This window comes from Segatella copri DSM 18205 (assembly GCF_025151535.1).
Lineage (GTDB): Bacteria > Bacteroidota > Bacteroidia > Bacteroidales > Bacteroidaceae > Prevotella > Prevotella copri.
Genome location: NZ_CP102288.1, coordinates 2,699,561 through 2,717,435 on the forward strand (window position 1 = coordinate 2,699,561; position 17,875 = coordinate 2,717,435).

The window sequence follows — 17,875 nt, forward strand, 5'->3', positions numbered from 1 at the left end:
TTTATTTAGATGCAAAAGTAACTCATTTTTTCTATTTAAACAAGAAAAACGTTTAATATTTTTTATTCTTGATATATATTTCCCGTTTTTCTCCATTCTTTCTTACCATTTCCACTTTACCTGTATCTCCAGATCGGTTTGCGAAGAGCGGGAGATTTCCTGCAAACCAGAAGAGATGTGAGAACGGTCGAAATAATCGGTTGTACCCAATTTGGCGATAAGCAGCAGATGGGAACCTATCTCAGAGCGTGCCACCAAGGCGTAACGGATGCCCTCGCCGTAGTAGCTGCCGAAACTCATCTGATAGAGCAGACCAGGCTCATAAGCATAGATACGGGAGGCGAAATCGGAAGTATGGAAATAGCCCAGACAGCCTCTCAACGTTCCTTTCAACTGCTTCTTCCATTTCCATTCCCATCCTATATGCTCGCTCACCATATAGCCTTTACTAAGCTCATCGCCCTCATTCTTCATCGTGCTTTCCGCCTGGCTCATCGTATAGTCGAAACTGGTTTTGGCGCTCCATCGTTTTTGGACTATTGTGGTATAGAGGCGCAGACGGCCGATCGTGGTTCCCGCCTTATCCTTATAACGGAACCTTCCTCCTACCGTCAGGACTCTTGAGGGCTGGAAGAGAATATTCACCAGATTATCCCAACTCTGAGTGCTCTCCCTGGTCTGATACTTAGGCCAGGCAAAATAGGCGAAATCGCTATAGGCTGTGATGCTCCAATGATGGGCAGGAATCCAGGTAAAGCCCAGATATACGCCGTTTTCATCCTGCACATCGCTCCCCTCGGAAAAGCTGTTGCTGAAGAGAGAATAGTAACGGGCAGAATAGAACCTGTGAAGAGCCATGAGCGTGAAATGATCGGAACAGAGATAGGAGGCTGCATTGAGCGTGGCTATGGAACCGCAATCGCCCGTAGCCGTTTCGCCGGAGAGAGTGAGGCGATGGGAGATATAACCATAGCTGATGCTGGCATTCCAGAAGGCATTCCCCTCTGGAGCAAAACGCTTGTAAAGCTGGCTTTTATTGGGCGTGAGCGGCAGGGAGAAAGAGGTATAAAAGGCTGTACCTCCGATGTGCCAGCCCTGATGCCGGTAACTGATGTTGCCTCCCACAAGTGTATTGGATGCTACCTTCTGTTTGGCAATCTCATTCACCGTGCGATGCAAACCGGTCTTCAGGATGGTCTTGATGCCCCCGCCGCCAGCAGAAAGCGTAGCATCTATCTGGCGATAAGAAAGAAAGCCGGTCAGTTCGAGGCCCTTTAATAAGGTATAGGTGGCTGCTGCGCCTTGCAGATAATTGGCTGAAGAACGGGAAGAATGACCGCGGATGATGCAGGAAGATGATCTGCCCAAGGAGGTTAAGGCTGAGAGTTTGCCGAAGCCGAAATCATTATTGAGTATCAGTCCCAATCCTGCGTTCAGTCTGTATCTGCCCAGGGTGATATTCTTCCACCTGCCCAGGTTCTTTACCTGAAGATAAAAGGAATAGAAGTCGTAACCCATCGTGTTCCTGCCTCCGAAGAATGGTTCGCCGGCATCCTGAGAAGCTACGAATCCCAGTTTGACGGAATTGCCGTAGCGAAACTGGTAGCGCAGTACGTGCTTGTAAGGATAACCCAGATAGCCGTCGGTTCCGCTCGCATCGCCCTTGCGCTCATAAAAAGGAACCTTCAGCATGCCCATCACCTCGTGCTTGCCATACTGGGCGATGTTTTTAAGACTGGGGAAAGCCGGCTTGCTCCCGTCATCGGCCACATAGAAGAAACAACTCATCAGCTGGCGCTGGTACCAGCCGATACTGCTTATCAGGGTAAGCTCGCTCATACTCTTCAGCTGTCCATAGCGGTAGATATAGAACAGGATGTCTTCTACCTGCGATGCAGTAAGAAACGGCATACGCTCCAGTTCTTCTCTCGTTGCCGTATTCAGATTGACGGGATGCTGCGCCATCTCCTCCAAATCTTCTTCATAGTCCTGCCAGGCTACTTGCTCAAAATCTTCGGATGAAGAAAGGTCGGACAGCAGTTGCTGCCAAGGGGGCAAAGCGGAAAGAGAATCTTCGGGCACAGCGCCCAGTTCTGAAAGAGAGGAAGATTGGGCTTGAGCCCATGAGGCACAGAAGATTTGGGAGCTGCCTACAAGAAACAGTTTCAACAAGAGGGATGTTATGGAATGGGCATGCTTCATCTGCAGTAGGCACTTCATTTATTAAATTAAGACAAAGTTACTGCTAAAATATGAAAAAGAGAAAGAAAAAGCCAAGAATCTTTCTCAATTTGAGAAATAATCTGTAATTTTGCGGCGTAATTAGTAACACAAAGGGGCTTACACCTCTTTATATATAGAAGAAGCTCCACGAAGAAAAGGAGCTGGACAAAGAACTTTGAGGAGATTTACATGAAACAGAAAATATGCTTTTTACTGGCTATGCTCTTCTGCATCACCCTGCAAACCATGGCGCAGACCGATGGCGACAACCCTGAAGACAGGGAGGTGGACATGGATACTCCTACCTTTGAACCGATGGTGAAGGTAGGAAAAGTGCTCCTGGATCATGACAGCGTGCAATATGTTCAGGTGAACAACGTGTACGTTTATCCGCAGCCGGTATTCAAGAACGCCAAGGAACGAATGGCTTACAACCGTTTGGTATACAACATCAAGAAGGTGCTGCCGATAGCCAAAGAGGTAAGAAAGATTATCATCGAAACGGGTGATTATCTGGAAACGCTGCCTAACAAGAAGGCAAAGGATGCACACATGAAACTGGTGGAGAAAGGTATCAAACAGGAATATACCCCAAGAATGAAGAAACTCACCTATGCACAGGGTAAACTCTGCATCAAACTGGTGTATCGCGAATGCAATTCCTCATCCTATCACCTGATTCAAGCCTTCCTGGGTCCTATCCGTGCCGGATTCTATCAGGCATTTGCAAGCCTCTTCGGTGCCAGCCTCAACAAGAAGTACGACCCGAACGGCGTTGACAGATTAACAGAAAGAGTGGTAAGACAGGTAGAATCGGGGCAGATTTAACCAGCTCATCTTATTCAGAAAGCCCATACACTTAGGTATAAAAGCATTTCCAGTCAATAGGAATTGCTTTTATACCTAAGTTTTTTTGTTGATACAAGCAGAAGAAATCTCCGTTCATCGACATTGAACCGCCGTTCAAAGACATTGAATGTCGGTTCAAAGACACTGAACGGCGGTTCAACGTCTATGAACGAAGATTTAAACAGGCTGAAAAAAGAAATGTTCCTAAGAAAAGCAACAACTTTTCCTAGGAACATTTCCTTTTATATTCGAATGGGATGCCCACCTATTCCTCAGTATAAAGCACCTGAATCATGGTCTGACCAACCGCCTTAAGCACATTCTTATCCAGATGAGCCATATCATCGCTCACGGTGTGCCAGGTAGGACCGAAACTGCTCTGCTGGCAGTCTGGATAATAAGCTATCACATCTACAGTAGGAATCTTAGCCTTCTCGTTGACCGGAATATGATCATCAGTAATCATTCCGCCATCGCTCTTAGGGAAGTAAGAGCCAAAACCAGCCTGACGGGCTGCAGCCCAAACCTTCTTCACGATGCCACCCGCATACTGCATAGACATGCCTTCACGATAGAACTTGGCTCCCTGTCCGCCCACCATATCGAGGAGGATTCCGAAACGTGGATTATATCCCTCAGGCTTGTTCTCGCTCCAGTACTGGGCACCCAATGCCCAAGTATCGCCATCGTCCTGAACATCAGCCCACTGAGGTGTTCCCCAGTCTTCGGTATCGAAACATACGAAATCTACGCCGATGTTAGGATTCAGCTTCTTGTCAGCCTGCAGCTGGCGGGCAATCTCCAACATGACGGCTACTCCGCTGGCTCCATCGTTGGCAGCCATTACAGGCTTGCGCCAATTGGTACTGTCGGGATCGTTATCCGCCCAAGGACGGCTGTCCCAATGGGCACAGAGCAAGATGCGGGTTTCAGCCTTCGGGTTGTAATGGGCGATGATATTGGTATTCTTCAGGATGGTACCATCATAGCCCTTGAGGTCAGCCTTCTGGGTTTCTACCTCACAACCAAACTGCTTGAACTTGCTCACAATCCATTCGCCACACTTGTCGTGCGCCTCGCTGTTCATGACGCGAGGGCCGAAATCGCATTGTGCGGCACAATAAGCCAACGCCGAATCGGCATTAAAGGCAGGACCTACAGGATTCAGCTTCTCTGCTTCCTCTACCTCCTGGATTTCCGGCGAACTGGTGTTGGCATTCTTATAGCTGATAGCTCCAGCTACCACTCCGGCAGCAACTACCAAGCCTAAAATTATCTTCATTTTCTTCGTCATAACATTAATGTTTAAAGTTCTGCACCTGCGTCATCACTCTGAGCCAGTTGCCTCCCCAAATCTTGACAATATCCTGCTCGCTATATTTGCGGCGCAACAGCTGGAGGGTGAAATTGATGAGTTCAGAAGAGTCGGCGAGCCCCCGGATGCCGCCGTCTCCATCAAAGTCGGTACCCAGACCTACGTGGTCGATACCCATCACATCGATGGCATGCTCAAGATGGGCGATAGCGTCCATGATGTCGGCTTCACCCTCTTTACGCAGGAATCCGTGATAGAGCGTGGTATGAGCCACACCACCCTTTGCTGCGAGGGCACGCATCTGGTCATCGGTCAGATTACGAGGCACATCGCAGAGCGCACGGCTGCTGCTATGACTGCAGACAATAGGCGTCTGGCTGATATCAAGTGCATCGTAGAAACTCTTCTCGCCACCATGACTCAAATCTACCATGATGCCCAGACGGTTCATCTCATGAATCACCTTCTCGCCAAAACTGCTCACACCATTATGGGTATTGCAGCCGCGGGCACTATCGCAGATATCATTATCGCCATTATGGCAAAGCGTGATATAAACGATGCCGCGCTGGGCGAAATGCTTCACGTTACTGATATCGTGCTCCAGGGCGAGACCGTTCTCGATGCCGAGCATGATGCTCTTTCTGCCCTTCCGCTTATCGCTATAAAGATCGGCAGGAGTGCGGGCTATGCTGAGATACTGACTGTTCTTGCTCACAATCTCTTCTATCTTGTCGAAGATGAGGTCGGCATACTGCGCAGGTCCCTTTACATCGAAAGCCACCTTGCTGCTGAAGCTCTCGCCTATCTGAGGCTGTGGCAGGTAAGCTACCATCGTGGTAGCATCCTGATGACCGTCGGTCATCTTATGGAGATCAACCAGGATGCGGGAATCGCGATGATCAAACTTGATGCCCTGAGGGAAGAACATTGGAGTATCACAATGGGTATCGAGCGTAAGGATGCGCTTATGCAACTGCTTGGCTGCATAAAAGTTGTTAGCCTGATTAACCAGCCATTGGAAAATCTTCAATCCTTCTTCTTCCAGCCATTCCGGATGCCATTGCACACCGAGAATCTGCTTATATTCGCTACTCTCTACTGCCTCTATAATATGGTCAGAAGATTTGGCGATGGTGCGCAGATGAGTGCCTGGCTCGCTTACCGCCTGATGGTGGAACGAGTTGACAAAGATCTTCTCCTTATTATATATATTATATAAGGTGGAATCTTTCCTGATTTCTACGATGTGGGTAGGTTCGGTACGGTCGGCATCCTGGCTGTGCTTTACCAGTTGCTTGATATCCTGACACACCTTTCCGCCCAGTGCAATAGCGAGGGTCTGGATGCCCCGGCAGATGCCAAGCATCGGAATCTGGCGGTTGAAAGCCAATCGGGTAATCATCAGTTCGGCAGCATCACGTTCCTGATTGATGTTGTGAAGACGGGGAGAAGGCTCTTCGCCCATCCACAGCGGATTATGGTCACCGCCACCCGTCAGAATCAATCCATCAAGATGCTCCAGGGTATTGACGATGACCTGAGCATCGGCAACAGGAGGAATAATGACCGGCGTACCGCCAGCCGCTATTACCTGCTTATAATAACGGTCGCGAAGCGTAGCATCGATACCTTCATAATTGGCAGTAAGGCCAATTACAGGCTGATGCTTCGCTTCGGGAAATCTAGAGTATGCATCCTGGAGATGCGACTCTAAGTCAAATGTTTCCATTTGTTTATCTTTCAAAAAATAATGATTCAAGATCTTCTAAAAATCGTACTCAGGTATGGAGACTCTTATTAATCTTCATCGAGAAGTACAGGAATCTCACGCTTGATGCTCTGCTCAAGAGAGATAAGCGTTTCGGTAGAAACCACACCAGGGATAGCCTGAAGCTTATTGTTGAGCAGATCCATGAGCTGCTCGTTGTCGCGGGCATAAAGCTTGATCAGCATGGTGTATGAACCGGTTGTAAAGTGGCACTCTACGATTTCAGGAATGTTCTGCAAGCGCTCTACCACCTTTTTATACATATTACCGCGCTCCAAGTTCAAGCCTACATAAGTGCAGGTAGAATAGCCCAGGCTTTTAGGGTTTACATCAAAACCGCTACCGGTGATGAAACCATCCTCCATCAAGTGCTGAACACGCTGATGGATGGCAGCGCGAGACACGCCACATTCTGCGGCTACGTCTTTGAAAGGAATACGGGCATTCTTGGAAAGGATGCCGAGAATCTTTCTGTCTAGATTGTCTATTTTCTCCATTTCGTTTTGTTTTATATTATTCTATTTATAAGGTACTTTGCTATACCAGATAGCAAAATTAATAAAATCTATTGAAACTGCAAACAAAATGCACGAATATTTTGCAATATCCGTGCATTTTGTTGTTTTTTATACTGTTTTTAACCAAAAACCTTGGCATTTTGCTACTTTTAGTAGAAAAATCATACGCTTATCTGATAACCTCGGAAAAGTAATGATCACGCAAAGGTTTCACCACTTTATCACCCGTCAATACTATCTGCTGCTTAAGACGGATATCTTGAGAAGAGGCTCCAATCTTCAGTTCATACGTTCCTGGAGCTATGTTCCATTGACGATTGCCTCGATGAGAATAATAACCAAACTGATCAGTATAGAACTTGATGCATACTCTCTTGGTTTCGCCAGGATTGAGAGAGATGCGGGTAAAGCCCTGCAACTGAATAGGATGAATCTGCTGGTTGCTCTGAGTTGGCGACAGATATACCTGCGCTATCTCATCGGCACGAACCTTACCCGTATTGGTAACCTCAAAGTAGATATTGCTCGACTCTGAAGCCGTAGAGAGTTCCTTAACAGCCTGCAAGTTCTTATAGGCAAAGGTTGTATAGCTCAATCCATAACCGAAAGGCCACTCTACACGGGCATCCTGACGGGTGGAATAATTATAGCAGATAGGCTCATAAACCTCAGTATTAGGATAGCTGACACTCAGCTTGGCAGATGGTGAAATCTTGCCATAAAGAATGTCAGCCACAGCTGTACCACCCTCTTCACCAGGATACCAGGCCTGGATGACTGCTGCACAACGCTTGGCTATCTTGGAGATAACCTGCGCACGACCGCCGAAGACTACCAGGACTACAGGTTTACCCGTAGACAAGAGTTCCTCAACATATTCCTCTTGCTTACCAGGAAGCTTGAGACCATCTCGTTCACGGTTCTCACCACAGAGCATCACATTCTCGCCTACAGCAGCAACGATAACATCGCTTTCCTTTGCCATCGCCAAAGCTTCTGCCTTGTCTGCCTTCTCGCCAGAATCAACCTTGCGATGCAGGAGCTGATACTCCCAAGCACGCTTATCGCCAGACTCTTCAAACTTGGTCTCTATCTCCTCTGTCCAGTCACAACCACGAGAATACTTTATATTAATACCCTCAGGTTTACTTGCCTGCATTGCCTCTAGCAATTTAACGATATGTGGCAAGTGGCTATCATCCCACTTTTTCTTCCAACTCTGCCAGAAATAGAACATTGAAGGGAAAGAGTAGTCACCACACATCGCCCAGATAGAATTGGCATTAGGACCCGTAAGCAAGATATTCTTAACCTGCTTGGCGCTGTTAACATCAGCCTCCTTCACAAGAGGCAAAACACCATTATTCTCCAACAAGACGATAGACTGGCTGGCAATATCGTAAGCCGTCTGCCGTTCTTCCTTAGTATCAAGCTTTACATCCTCCGCACTATACAGATATGGATTCTTATCCATCAGTCCTGCACGAATCTTATAACGCAGAACATCCTTTACAGCACGCTCAAAGACTTCTTTCTTAACAAGTCCCTTATCCAAGGCTTCCTGTAAATACTGATAATTTTCACCTCTAGGGAAATCAACATCATTGCCACCATTGATAGCAGCCACAGCTTTCTGAAGAGGAGTATCTAGTCCCGGCAACTGGTCAATGGCAGTATAATCGCTCACCACCATTCCATCGAATCCGAGATAATCTCGCAAAATATCGTTGAGGATCTCACTATTTGCCACGCACTTGGTACCATGAACAGCATGATAACCCGGCATCAAAGCCTTGCTACCTGCCAGACGAATCATCGTCTCATGAGGCAAAAGGATATCTTCCATCATCTCCTTCTCATCAGCATCACCGCCACCACCATATCCCAGATAGTGTTTAGAGCAAGCTCCCACTCCCTTCTTGAGGTCGCCCTGCTGAAGACCCTTGACAAAAGCAGTACCCATAACGGCAGAAAGATAGCCATCCTCACCGTATGATTCTTCCAGACGATTAAAACTTGGAGTACGGCAGACGTCTACCATAGGGGAAAGCGACAATACGCCACCCATCTTGCGAAGAGCGGTACCTGTCTGCAAAGTCTTGAGCTCTGCCAACTCTGGATTGAATGAGCAAGCCTGACCTATCTGCTGTGGATAGACTGTTGCATCTTGCGTATTGATACCCGAAAGAACTTCCTCGTGAAAAAGAGCCGGGATACCATTTGGGGTATGATGTATCAACCAATCTTGTACAACAGCCACACGCTTTCGCAAGAAATTGGCATCAACCAATTCCTGACTGGCGTACTGAGAAAAATGTCCAATACCATAAGGAATGAGCTGCTTGCATTTGACGGTATCCAAATTGCCTTCCGCATCAAAAAGCTCATCCATATACCCACTTCTCAACTGAGCGATACGCTCTGGCTGTGACATTCTGTTGTAGAGTTCATCTACCTGTTGGTTCACTTGCTGCTCCGTATTGTTTATGTTACAGCAACTAGCCATCAGCACAGTTGCACATACGGTTGTTGTAATTTGTTTCATCATTATCTTTTAGGTTAAAAAAATGATTATTGAAGTTGTTTATTATCATGTGCAAAGATAATGCAAACGAGCGCAGAATATCAAGCTTGCTTGAATATTTTGCCGAGTGCAGTTTATCTTCTGCAAAGATAATGCAAATAAGGGAACTAACAGATTCGCTTTCCCGTTTTTTATGCAAAAGCAACAAACACAAACGTAAAAGAAACAAAAGAGCCAAAGATAACACTCTATCCTTGGCTCTTACCTTATTATATTTTAGTAGTAATTACTTGTTGACATGAATTCAGTAATTACTTTCTCTTCTTTGAATGCGCAACTTTCTTGGCTGCAGGTTTAACAACCTTCTTGTCGGCACTCTTTACTGCAGCTGCATCTTCTTTCTGTTCGCCAGCAGGCTCTGGCTTAACCTCTGGCTTTACGATGCTAACCAGCTCAAGATCGAACACCAAAGTAGAGTATGGAGGAATCTGACCAGCCTGACGCTCGCCGTAAGCCAACTCGTAAGGAATGTAAACCTGCCACTTACTGCCCACAGGCATCAGAGTAAGCGCCTCGGTCCAACCCTTGATCAAGCCATTGGCACGGAACTTATCTGTCTTGCTGCCACCATGCTTGGATGTAGCATCAAAAACGGTACCATCAATCAGACGACCCTCGTAGATAACCTCTACCTCATCGCTTGCCTTAGGCACCTCGCCATGACCTTCGGTAATCACCTTATACTGCAAACCGCTAGGCAACACCTTTACACCAGGTTTCTTGGCATTAGCAGCAAGGAACTTCTCGCCGGCACCAGCCAAAGCTTCCTTCTGGAAATCGGCAGCAGCCTTAGAGGTAAAGAATGTTGTATCATTAGCCAAAGCTGCGATAAAACCATTCTGGAACATAGCATGGCTGATAGAATCGCCTGTGCTCTTCAACTCTTCCTTTGTGCCAGGATATACGCGCTTCTCTACCAGTTTGGCAACCTCCATACCTGCAGAATAAGCTACGGTCTGAGGATTGATACCCATGGCAAGCGCATCCTTGTAACCACGAAGGAAATTCTCCATATAGGCAGTATCTACCTGAAAACTCTGCTGGATATAAGGAATCAGTCCACGAGTGGCATTCATACCAGCTACATAACTCAAAGAATCGGCTGATGATTTCAACTCAACAAGAGTAGCCGCCTTCTTAACCTTCTTCTTGCTTGCAGCACTAGCTGTAAACAAAGAAGCACCCGCCACGAGGACGAGTGCTGTCATTAATATTTTCTTCATTTATAAGTCCTCTATAAAAATGAGTTCCCACAAAAATTACTTGCCACCTACTGAAATCAACTCAATCTTGAAGATCAATACAGAGAATGGCTTGATCTGACCCTGCTCGCGCTCACCATAAGCCAACTGCTGAGGAATGTAAACCTCCCAAACAGAACCTGCTGGCATGTGAACCAAAGCCTCAGTCCAACCCTTGATAACCTGGTTAGCACGGAGATCTACGGCCTGACCACGCTTGAAAGAAGAATCGAATACCTTGCCGTCGATTGTCTTACCCTCGTAGTTAACCTTAACCATAGAAGTATCCTTTGGCATAGGGCCGTTACCCTCCTTGATTACCTTGTACTGAACACCTGAAGGCAGAGTAACAACTCCTGGCTTCTTCTTGTTGGCAGCGAGGAACTTCTCACCAGCAACCTTGTTTGGACCATATTCCTTCTCCATGTTCTTAGCCTTGATAGCCATCATCTTAGCCTGAGCTATCTGAGCAGCCTGCTCAACTGTCATCAAGCCCTTCTTGCCTGTAGTACCTGTGATGAAACCAGCCATGAAGTTCTTCAGAGAGATAGACTTTGTAGAATCCTCACCGAATACCTCGTGATTGATGCCCTTAACCATCTGGTTGCTGATCTGCTGACCAATCTGAATACCTGCATAGTAAGCAGCCTTCTTCTTGTCGTCACCAGCGTTGGCACCATCGTTAAGACCCTTGATGAAATCATCCATGTAAGCAGTATCAACGCCCATGCGCTCTACCATAAACTCCTTCAGACCCTGAGTCTGAGACATACCCATAGCATAGCTCATAGTATCTACATCAGTCTTGAGATCTGCCTTAGGAGTAGAATTGCCACAACCTACAAATGTAGCAGCAGCACAAGCCACGAGGGCTCCGAAAAATAACTTTTTCATTTCCTTATTTATATTTTAAATCTTTATTTTTATCTATTATATTCCAGGATTGCCTTTACTTCGTTTAAATATATCTACTAACAGATTACTTAACGGCAACGAGTTCTACATCGAAAATCAAGGCTGAGAATGGAGGGATAGATGCACCAGCACCACGCTCGCCATAACCCAACTGATAAGGGATGAAGAAACGGAACTTGGCACCCTCGGTCATGAGCTGAAGACCCTCTGTCCAACCAGCGATAACCTGGTTCAATGGGAAGGTAGCAGTCTGACCACGGTCGTAAGAACTGTCAAACTTAGTACCGTCGATAAGCGTTCCCTCATAGTGGCACTCAACCTGATCGGTAGCCTTAGGAGCCTTGCCATTACCTTCACGCAAAACCTGATACTGCAAACCGCTCTTAGTAGTGATGATACCATCCTTCTTGCCGTTCTCGGCGAGGAACTTCTCACCAGCTTCCTTAGCAACCTTGCCCTTCTCGGCAGCAGCAGCCTGAGCCTTAGCCTCCTGCTCAGCAAAGAAGTTCTGTACCAACTCCTGAGCCTCCTGCTCGCCGAGCTGAAGCTTACCTGCGATGGCATCCTTTACGGCCTGTGCAAAATCATCAATATTCAAACTCTCTGCACCCATAGAAGCCAACTGGCGACCGATGCCGATGCCCAAAGCATAACTTACTTTATCCATAAAATTTATTTATAATAATGTATTAATAATCTTAAAATGTACTTTTTGTCCTTAAAACGAGTGCAAAGATAACATTTTTCTCGCTTAAAACGATGTTATTTGCAGAAAAATTGCTAAATTTGTGCATTCTTAATAAAAAGATTAAGAAAATATGAATAATTAAAACGTGATAAGATGAAGAAACTCGTATTTTTAACCGGTGCAGGCATGTCTGTGGAGAGTGGTTTCAAAACTTTCCGTGGCAATGATGGATTATGGGAAAACTATCCTGTAGAACAGATAGCTACCCATGAGGGATGGGAAGCTGACCCTACCCTAGTAACAAACTTCTATAATATGTTGCGCCATAAACTCTATGCTGCGCAACCTAACGAGGGACATAAACTTATCAAGGAACTGGAAAAAGACTTCGATGTGACGGTAATCACCCAGAATGTAGATAATCTGCATGAGAAGGCAGGTTCCAAGAATGTAATCCATCTGCATGGCGAACTGTCAAAGGTTTGCTCTTCACGCGACCCTTACGACTATCGCTACATCAAGGAATTACCTGAGGATGACTGCGAGGTAAAACCGGGAACCGAAGCTGGAGATGGAAGCCTGTTGCGCCCATTTATCGTTTTCTTCGGCGAAAGCGTTCCTATGATTGAGCCGGCAGCCGAAGCTGTACAGCAAGCCGATATCTTCGTCATTATCGGAACCTCACTCAACGTTTATCCTGCTGCAGGTCTGATTTCTTATACCAAGCCTCACATTCCTATCTATCTGATAGACCCGGGTGCCGTAAACACCAATGGATATTACAAGATAGAGCACATCATGAAAGGGGCTTCAGATGGTATGAAGGAACTGAAGGAAATATTGGAAAAATAAAAACATTCAGAATATATAAACAACAAAAGCAAACGGGGAAGCATCCATTGATACTTCCCCGTTTGCTTTTATTACTTTTATTTTCTTTCTATCAATAACATTCTGTATTACACAGCCTCAGATGTTCTGACTCCCATGCGGGCCTCGGCTACATTAACCACATAATCACCCAGTTTTTCGCATTCCTGAATGATATCCATGTACAATGTACCTACACCATAGGTATAAAGATGGTTATCCACATCATCCAGGTTCTGGTTTCTCAACTGAGTACGATAATTATTAATCTCAGTCTCAATATTGTACGTATGGTTGAGACTGATAGAATGGCGTTCATGAGCAAACATATAGTTCATCTGAGTCAGCGCCTCATCTACCAACTTAAACATCTGATGAATGTTTTCACTCTGCTTGGCAGTAAACTCCTCCTTGTTTTCACCCTTGCGCTTAATGGTGCGGGCAAGATTAAAGCAACTGTCACCAATACTCTCGATTTCAGAAATCTCACGCAACATCGCACGGATCTTCGCCTTGGTATCATCACTCAGATGAGCATCGCTCACCTGATCAAGATACTTGGCAATCTCAATCTCCATATTATCAGAAATACCCTCATACTTCTCGATACGCTCATAGAGCTTGTCGAAAGTCTTGGAATCCTGAGTATCCAGCAACTCTCTCACCATACTAAACATACGATGGATACGCTCGCCGAAACTGCCGATTTCCTGCTGTGCCTCGAAGACAGAAAGTTCTGGGGTCTTCATGATGCCAGCCTGGATAAAGCGCAAACGGAAATCTTCATCCTCCTTATCTGCCTTAGGCTTGATAAGTTTGCAGACAACTTTTTCCAACTGTGGGATAAACCAAATCAGAACGCCCGTGTTGCAAACATTGAAACAGGTATGGAACATCGCCAAAACAATTGGCAACAACTTTGCCTTCTGTGCCGCAGACATACCACCATCAGGATCATACCCCACGATAGAGCAAACGAAATCTACAAATGGATAGAACAGGCAGAGAACCCAGATTACACCAAAGACATTGAATACCAGATGGGCCAAGGCTGCACGACGAGCCTGGGCATTGGCACCCAAAGCGGCAAGATTGGCTGTAGCGGTAGTTCCGATATTCTCACCCATCACCAAGGCAATACCCAGATAGATAGGGAGTACACCCGTAGAACAGAGTAAGATGGTAATGGCCATCACAGCTGCCGAACTCTGTACGATACAGGTTATAAGTGTACCGATCAGGAGGAAGACCACAATCGTAAAATGACTCTTCGTATCAAAAGATCCAAAGAAATCGATAACCGCCGGATTATGTTCCAGATCGAGAGCCTTACCCGCACTACTCAACAGAACGAGCGAGAAGAAGAGGAAGGCGATACCAAAAAGGAAATCTCCGAAATAACGGCGCTTCTTACTATAAATCAGCATAATGCCGAGGAAGAACGCAGGGAATACGACAATCGTTAAATCTACATTATAACCCAGCGACATAATCCAAGCCGTAAACGTGGTACCAATGTTGGCACCCATAATAACGGAAATTGCTTGGGCTAAGGTCAGCAAACCTGCATTTACAAAAGAAACCGTCATAACGGTAGTTGCAGAGGAACTCTGAACGGCACAGGTAATAAAGGTACCTGTAAGCATTCCCGTAAATCGGTTGGTTGTCATAGCACCCAAAATGTGGCGCAACTGAGATCCTGCCATCTTCTGCAAGGCCTCACTCATCACCTTCATACCATAGATGAGCAAAGCTAAAGAACCGAGAATCTGAAAAAAAATCACAAGATATTGACTTGTATCCATATTCATTTGTATTTGTGGAAATATTTGTTACGTTTCGGTTGCAAATATAATAAGAATTTCCGTTTTTACGAAATATTTGTTACCGATATTTCAAGTTGTAACAGTATTGTAACATCCAAGACCCCCTAAATACAATTTTGAAAGAACTACATTTACGAACAGACACAAAGAATCAATAAGCTATATTCTGCTCTGAAATACGAAAAATGAAGACATATTATGGTCTGTTTTGCCTCATATTTAATAAAAAACGAAAAAAGATGCCAAGAAACTTTGTTTTCTCCTTTTTTTTTTGTTTCTTTGCCTTATAAAACTAATAATAGTCATAATTTATGGGAAAAGGTAAAAAAGGTGGCAAAAGAATGAACAAAGCGCAGCTCACTGAGATGCTGCAGCAATTCTTTGCCGAAAGACCGGGCGAAACGCTCAGCTTTAAAGAGATATTCCGTTCCCTCCATCTTACGACGCATCCGCTCAAGATGCTGGCGATTGACATTATGGAGGAAATGGCATGGGATGACTACCTGGCTAAGGTAAGTGATAATTCTTATCGCCTGAATCAAAGCATACAGGTGATGGAAGGTAAATTCGTTAGAAAGGCAAATGGCAAAAACTCTGTTATCCCTGATGATAGCGAGAAGCCTATTTTCGTTTCTGAACGTAATTCGATGGGAGCACTTAATGGCGACAGGGTGGAATTCACCTTCCTGGCTCGTCGTAAGAATCACATCAAGGAGGCACAGGTCAACAAAATCCTTGAACGTGCCAAAGATACCTTTGTAGGGCGTCTGAAAGTGGATAAGGATCTGGCTTACCTCGTGACACCTGGCGATGTCTTTGCTCACAACATCATCATTCCTAGAAGAAAAGTAAAGGGAGGAAAGACCGATGACAAGGCAGTAGTCCGGATTATCGAGTGGCCGGATGGAGAAAACAAGAGTCCTATTGGCGAGGTTGTTGACATTCTTGGCCAGATGGGTGATAATGATGTTGAGATGAATTCTATTCTTGCTCAATATGGATTACCTTATAAGTATCCAAAGAATGTAGAAGATGCAGCCAACAAGATAAGCGGCGAAATCACAGAACAGGATTACAAAGAACGAGAGGACTTCCGCAAGGTATTCACTTGCACCATCGACCCGAAGGATGCCAAGGACTTTGATGATGCCCTCAGTATCCAGAGATTGGAGAATGGTAACTGGCAGGTAGGTGTTCATATCGCAGATGTGTCACATTACGTCACAGAGGGCAGTATCATCGACAAGGAAGCTGTGAAACGTGCAACATCTGTATATCTCGTAGACCGCACCATCCCAATGCTCCCAGAGCGTCTCTGTAACTTTGTCTGCTCGCTTCGTCCTAATGAGGAAAAACTTGCGTACAGCGTCATCTTCGAACTCGACAACAATGCCGAAGTCAAGAACTATCGCATCGTACATACCGTCATTGAGAGCGACCGCCGATATAAATATGAAGAGGTACAGGAACTCCTCGAAGCAAATGGTGTGATTGATGGTACTGGCGAACCTGCTCCAGCCGAAACCAAGGAACATCCTTATCAGGGAGAAAACGCACTTCAGCTCATTACGCTTGACAGACTGGCTAAGAAACTGCGTGCCGCAAGATTCAAAAATGGTGCTGTTAAGTTTGACCGCGAAGAGTTGCATTTCGACGTTGACGAAAAGGGGAAACCAGTAAGCTGCTACTACAAGCGCTCTAAGGATGCCAATAAACTCGTAGAGGAATTCATGCTACTCGCCAACCGTACGGTGGCTGAAAGTATCGGAAAGGTAAAGAAAGGAAAGAAGCCAAAGACGCTTCCTTATCGTATTCACGACAATCCTGACCCACAAAAGTTGGAAACCTTGCGTGAATTCGTTGTGAAGTTTGGTTATAAGTTGAAAACAGAGGGTACAAAAGGCGCTACAGCAAGAAGTCTCAACAAGTTGATGTCTGATTGCGAAGGCAAACCAGAGAACAATCTCATCCAGATGGTTGCACTCCGTGCCATGATGAAGGCAAAGTACTCCGTTCACAACATCGGACACTTTGGGCTGGCTTTCGAATACTATACCCACTTCACCTCACCTATCCGCCGTTATCCGGATACGATGGTTCATCGCTTGCTTACCAAGTACGCAGATGGCGGCAGAAGTGCCAACGAGAAACATTACGAAGAACTCTGTGAGCATTGCTCTGAAATGGAACAGATTGCACAGAATGCAGAACGTGACAGTATCAAATATAAGATGGTAGAATTCATGGGAGATAAACTCGGCGAGGAATTCGATGCCCATATAAGCGGTATTACTTCTTACGGAATTTATGCTACCATAGACGAAAACCATTGTGAAGGAATGATTCCAATGCGCGACATCGCTGACGATTATTACGACTTCGACGAAAAGAACTTCTGTTTGATTGGTCGTCGTCATCACAACAAGTACCAATTAGGTGATGCTATCCGCATCAAGGTGGCGCAAGCCAACCTGGAGAAGAAGCAGCTAGATTTCGCCCTAGCCGGCGATTCTGCTCCTGTACGCAAGGAAAAGCCTGCAGCCAATACTTCTTCCAGCAAAGCGAAAAAGTCAAAGCAGAAGACACGAAATCACCGTAAAAACAAATAATATCAAATTGGGCTGACCTTATTGGTCAGCCTTTTTTATTTTGAATCTACATTTACAAAATCCAAGACGGATATAAAGGTAAAAAAGTAAAAGGGTAAAAAAGTAAAAGAAGCTGCGCCCATTCTGCAAAATACCAGACCGAACAGGTCAAAAATCTGCGTCATCTGCGAAATCTGCGTGACCCAAAAACCATCTGCGTGACAAAGAACCAATCCGCGTGAAAACAAAAAAGCCTCAGAAATCTTTCGAAATCTGAGGCTTTGGTAAAAGGAGGCGGCTACCTACTCTCCCGCATTGCATTGCAGTACCATCGGCGCAAGTGAGCTTAACTTCTCTGTTCGGAATGGGAAGAGGTGGGACCTCACCGCAATAACCACCTGATAATGGGTTATGACGTATTTGCACACAAGCAAACTGTATTGATTAGTAAAGAACCACCGTCCCTCTCGATTCAATCGAGAGTCAA

General features: G+C 45.6%; 12 protein-coding genes and 1 rRNA gene. 3 read left to right on the forward strand and 10 right to left on the reverse strand.

Annotation, left to right across the window (positions count from 1 at the left end; translation table 11 throughout):
- Positions 1–102: 102 nt before the first annotated feature.
- A complete protein-coding gene (locus NQ544_RS11395; protein ID WP_006848147.1) occupies positions 103–2,220 on the reverse strand; it encodes a helix-hairpin-helix domain-containing protein in 2,118 nt (705 codons plus the stop codon).
- Positions 2,221–2,412: 192 nt separating this feature from the next.
- On the opposite strand from NQ544_RS11395, the gene NQ544_RS11400 reads away from it, so the two are divergent.
- On the forward strand, positions 2,413–3,051 hold the full coding sequence (locus tag NQ544_RS11400) for a DUF4294 domain-containing protein (RefSeq protein ID WP_006848148.1): 639 nt from the start codon (positions 2,413–2,415) through the stop codon (positions 3,049–3,051).
- 286 nt (positions 3,052–3,337) lie between these two features.
- On the opposite strand, the gene NQ544_RS11405 is transcribed toward NQ544_RS11400, so the two are convergent.
- The 7 genes from NQ544_RS11405 to bamJ (NQ544_RS11435) all read right to left on the reverse strand — a co-directional run bounded on the left by NQ544_RS11405 (position 3,338) and on the right by bamJ (NQ544_RS11435) (position 12,083).
- Positions 3,338–4,366, reverse strand: a complete 1,029-nt coding sequence (locus NQ544_RS11405; protein ID WP_006848149.1) for a M28 family peptidase — start codon at positions 4,364–4,366, stop codon at positions 3,338–3,340.
- Between the two features lie 4 nt (positions 4,367–4,370).
- Positions 4,371–6,119: a fused gamma-glutamyl-gamma-aminobutyrate hydrolase/peptidase gene (locus NQ544_RS11410; RefSeq protein WP_006848150.1), complete on the reverse strand. Its 1,749-nt coding sequence runs from the start codon at positions 6,117–6,119 to the stop codon at positions 4,371–4,373.
- A 68-nt stretch (positions 6,120–6,187) separates the two neighbouring features.
- A complete protein-coding gene (locus NQ544_RS11415; RefSeq protein WP_006848151.1) occupies positions 6,188–6,655 on the reverse strand; it encodes an Lrp/AsnC family transcriptional regulator in 468 nt (155 codons plus the stop codon).
- A gap of 190 nt (positions 6,656–6,845) precedes the next feature.
- Complete coding sequence (locus tag NQ544_RS11420) at positions 6,846–9,224, reverse strand: glycoside hydrolase family 3 C-terminal domain-containing protein (RefSeq protein ID WP_006848152.1); 2,379 nt, start codon at positions 9,222–9,224, stop codon at positions 6,846–6,848.
- A 287-nt stretch (positions 9,225–9,511) separates the two neighbouring features.
- On the reverse strand, positions 9,512–10,483 hold the full coding sequence (gene bamJ / locus NQ544_RS11425) for a BamJ family beta-barrel-assembly machinery protein (protein WP_006848154.1): 972 nt from the start codon (positions 10,481–10,483) through the stop codon (positions 9,512–9,514).
- 36 nt (positions 10,484–10,519) lie between these two features.
- On the reverse strand, positions 10,520–11,395 hold the full coding sequence (gene bamJ / locus NQ544_RS11430; RefSeq protein ID WP_006848155.1) for a BamJ family beta-barrel-assembly machinery protein: 876 nt from the start codon (positions 11,393–11,395) through the stop codon (positions 10,520–10,522).
- Positions 11,396–11,480: 85 nt separating this feature from the next.
- Positions 11,481–12,083: a BamJ family beta-barrel-assembly machinery protein gene (gene bamJ, locus NQ544_RS11435; protein WP_006848156.1), complete on the reverse strand. Its 603-nt coding sequence runs from the start codon at positions 12,081–12,083 to the stop codon at positions 11,481–11,483.
- Positions 12,084–12,257: 174 nt separating this feature from the next.
- Between bamJ (NQ544_RS11435) and NQ544_RS11440 the strand changes: the two genes are divergently transcribed.
- Complete coding sequence (locus NQ544_RS11440; RefSeq protein WP_006848157.1) at positions 12,258–12,956, forward strand: SIR2 family NAD-dependent protein deacylase; 699 nt, start codon at positions 12,258–12,260, stop codon at positions 12,954–12,956.
- A 107-nt stretch (positions 12,957–13,063) separates the two neighbouring features.
- On the opposite strand, the gene NQ544_RS11445 is transcribed toward NQ544_RS11440, so the two are convergent.
- On the reverse strand, positions 13,064–14,779 hold the full coding sequence (locus NQ544_RS11445; protein ID WP_040553370.1) for a Na/Pi cotransporter family protein: 1,716 nt from the start codon (positions 14,777–14,779) through the stop codon (positions 13,064–13,066).
- A 332-nt stretch (positions 14,780–15,111) separates the two neighbouring features.
- Between NQ544_RS11445 and rnr the strand changes: the two genes are divergently transcribed.
- Positions 15,112–17,409: a ribonuclease R gene (gene rnr, locus NQ544_RS11450; protein ID WP_006848159.1), complete on the forward strand. Its 2,298-nt coding sequence runs from the start codon at positions 15,112–15,114 to the stop codon at positions 17,407–17,409.
- 268 nt (positions 17,410–17,677) lie between these two features.
- Here the strand turns inward: rnr and rrf are convergent.
- Positions 17,678–17,790, reverse strand: a 5S ribosomal RNA gene (gene rrf, locus NQ544_RS11455).
- Positions 17,791–17,875: the final 85 nt, after the last annotated feature.

Coding starts and splice junctions, on each gene's coding strand:
- rnr (WP_006848159.1), top strand. CDS start 15,112: ATGGGAAAAGGTAAAAAAGGTGGCAAAAGAATGAACAAAGCGCAGCTC.
- bamJ (WP_006848154.1), bottom strand. CDS start 10,483: ATGAAGAAAATATTAATGACAGCACTCGTCCTCGTGGCGGGTGCTTCT.
- NQ544_RS11405 (WP_006848149.1), bottom strand. CDS start 4,366: ATGACGAAGAAAATGAAGATAATTTTAGGCTTGGTAGTTGCTGCCGGA.
- NQ544_RS11415 (WP_006848151.1), bottom strand. CDS start 6,655: ATGGAGAAAATAGACAATCTAGACAGAAAGATTCTCGGCATCCTTTCC.
- NQ544_RS11410 (WP_006848150.1), bottom strand. CDS start 6,119: ATGGAAACATTTGACTTAGAGTCGCATCTCCAGGATGCATACTCTAGA.
- NQ544_RS11400 (WP_006848148.1), top strand. CDS start 2,413: ATGAAACAGAAAATATGCTTTTTACTGGCTATGCTCTTCTGCATCACC.
- NQ544_RS11445 (WP_040553370.1), bottom strand. CDS start 14,779: ATGGATACAAGTCAATATCTTGTGATTTTTTTTCAGATTCTCGGTTCT.
- bamJ (WP_006848155.1), bottom strand. CDS start 11,395: ATGAAAAAGTTATTTTTCGGAGCCCTCGTGGCTTGTGCTGCTGCTACA.
- NQ544_RS11420 (WP_006848152.1), bottom strand. CDS start 9,224: ATGATGAAACAAATTACAACAACCGTATGTGCAACTGTGCTGATGGCT.
- NQ544_RS11440 (WP_006848157.1), top strand. CDS start 12,258: ATGAAGAAACTCGTATTTTTAACCGGTGCAGGCATGTCTGTGGAGAGT.
- NQ544_RS11395 (WP_006848147.1), bottom strand. CDS start 2,220: ATGAAGTGCCTACTGCAGATGAAGCATGCCCATTCCATAACATCCCTC.
- bamJ (WP_006848156.1), bottom strand. CDS start 12,083: ATGGATAAAGTAAGTTATGCTTTGGGCATCGGCATCGGTCGCCAGTTG.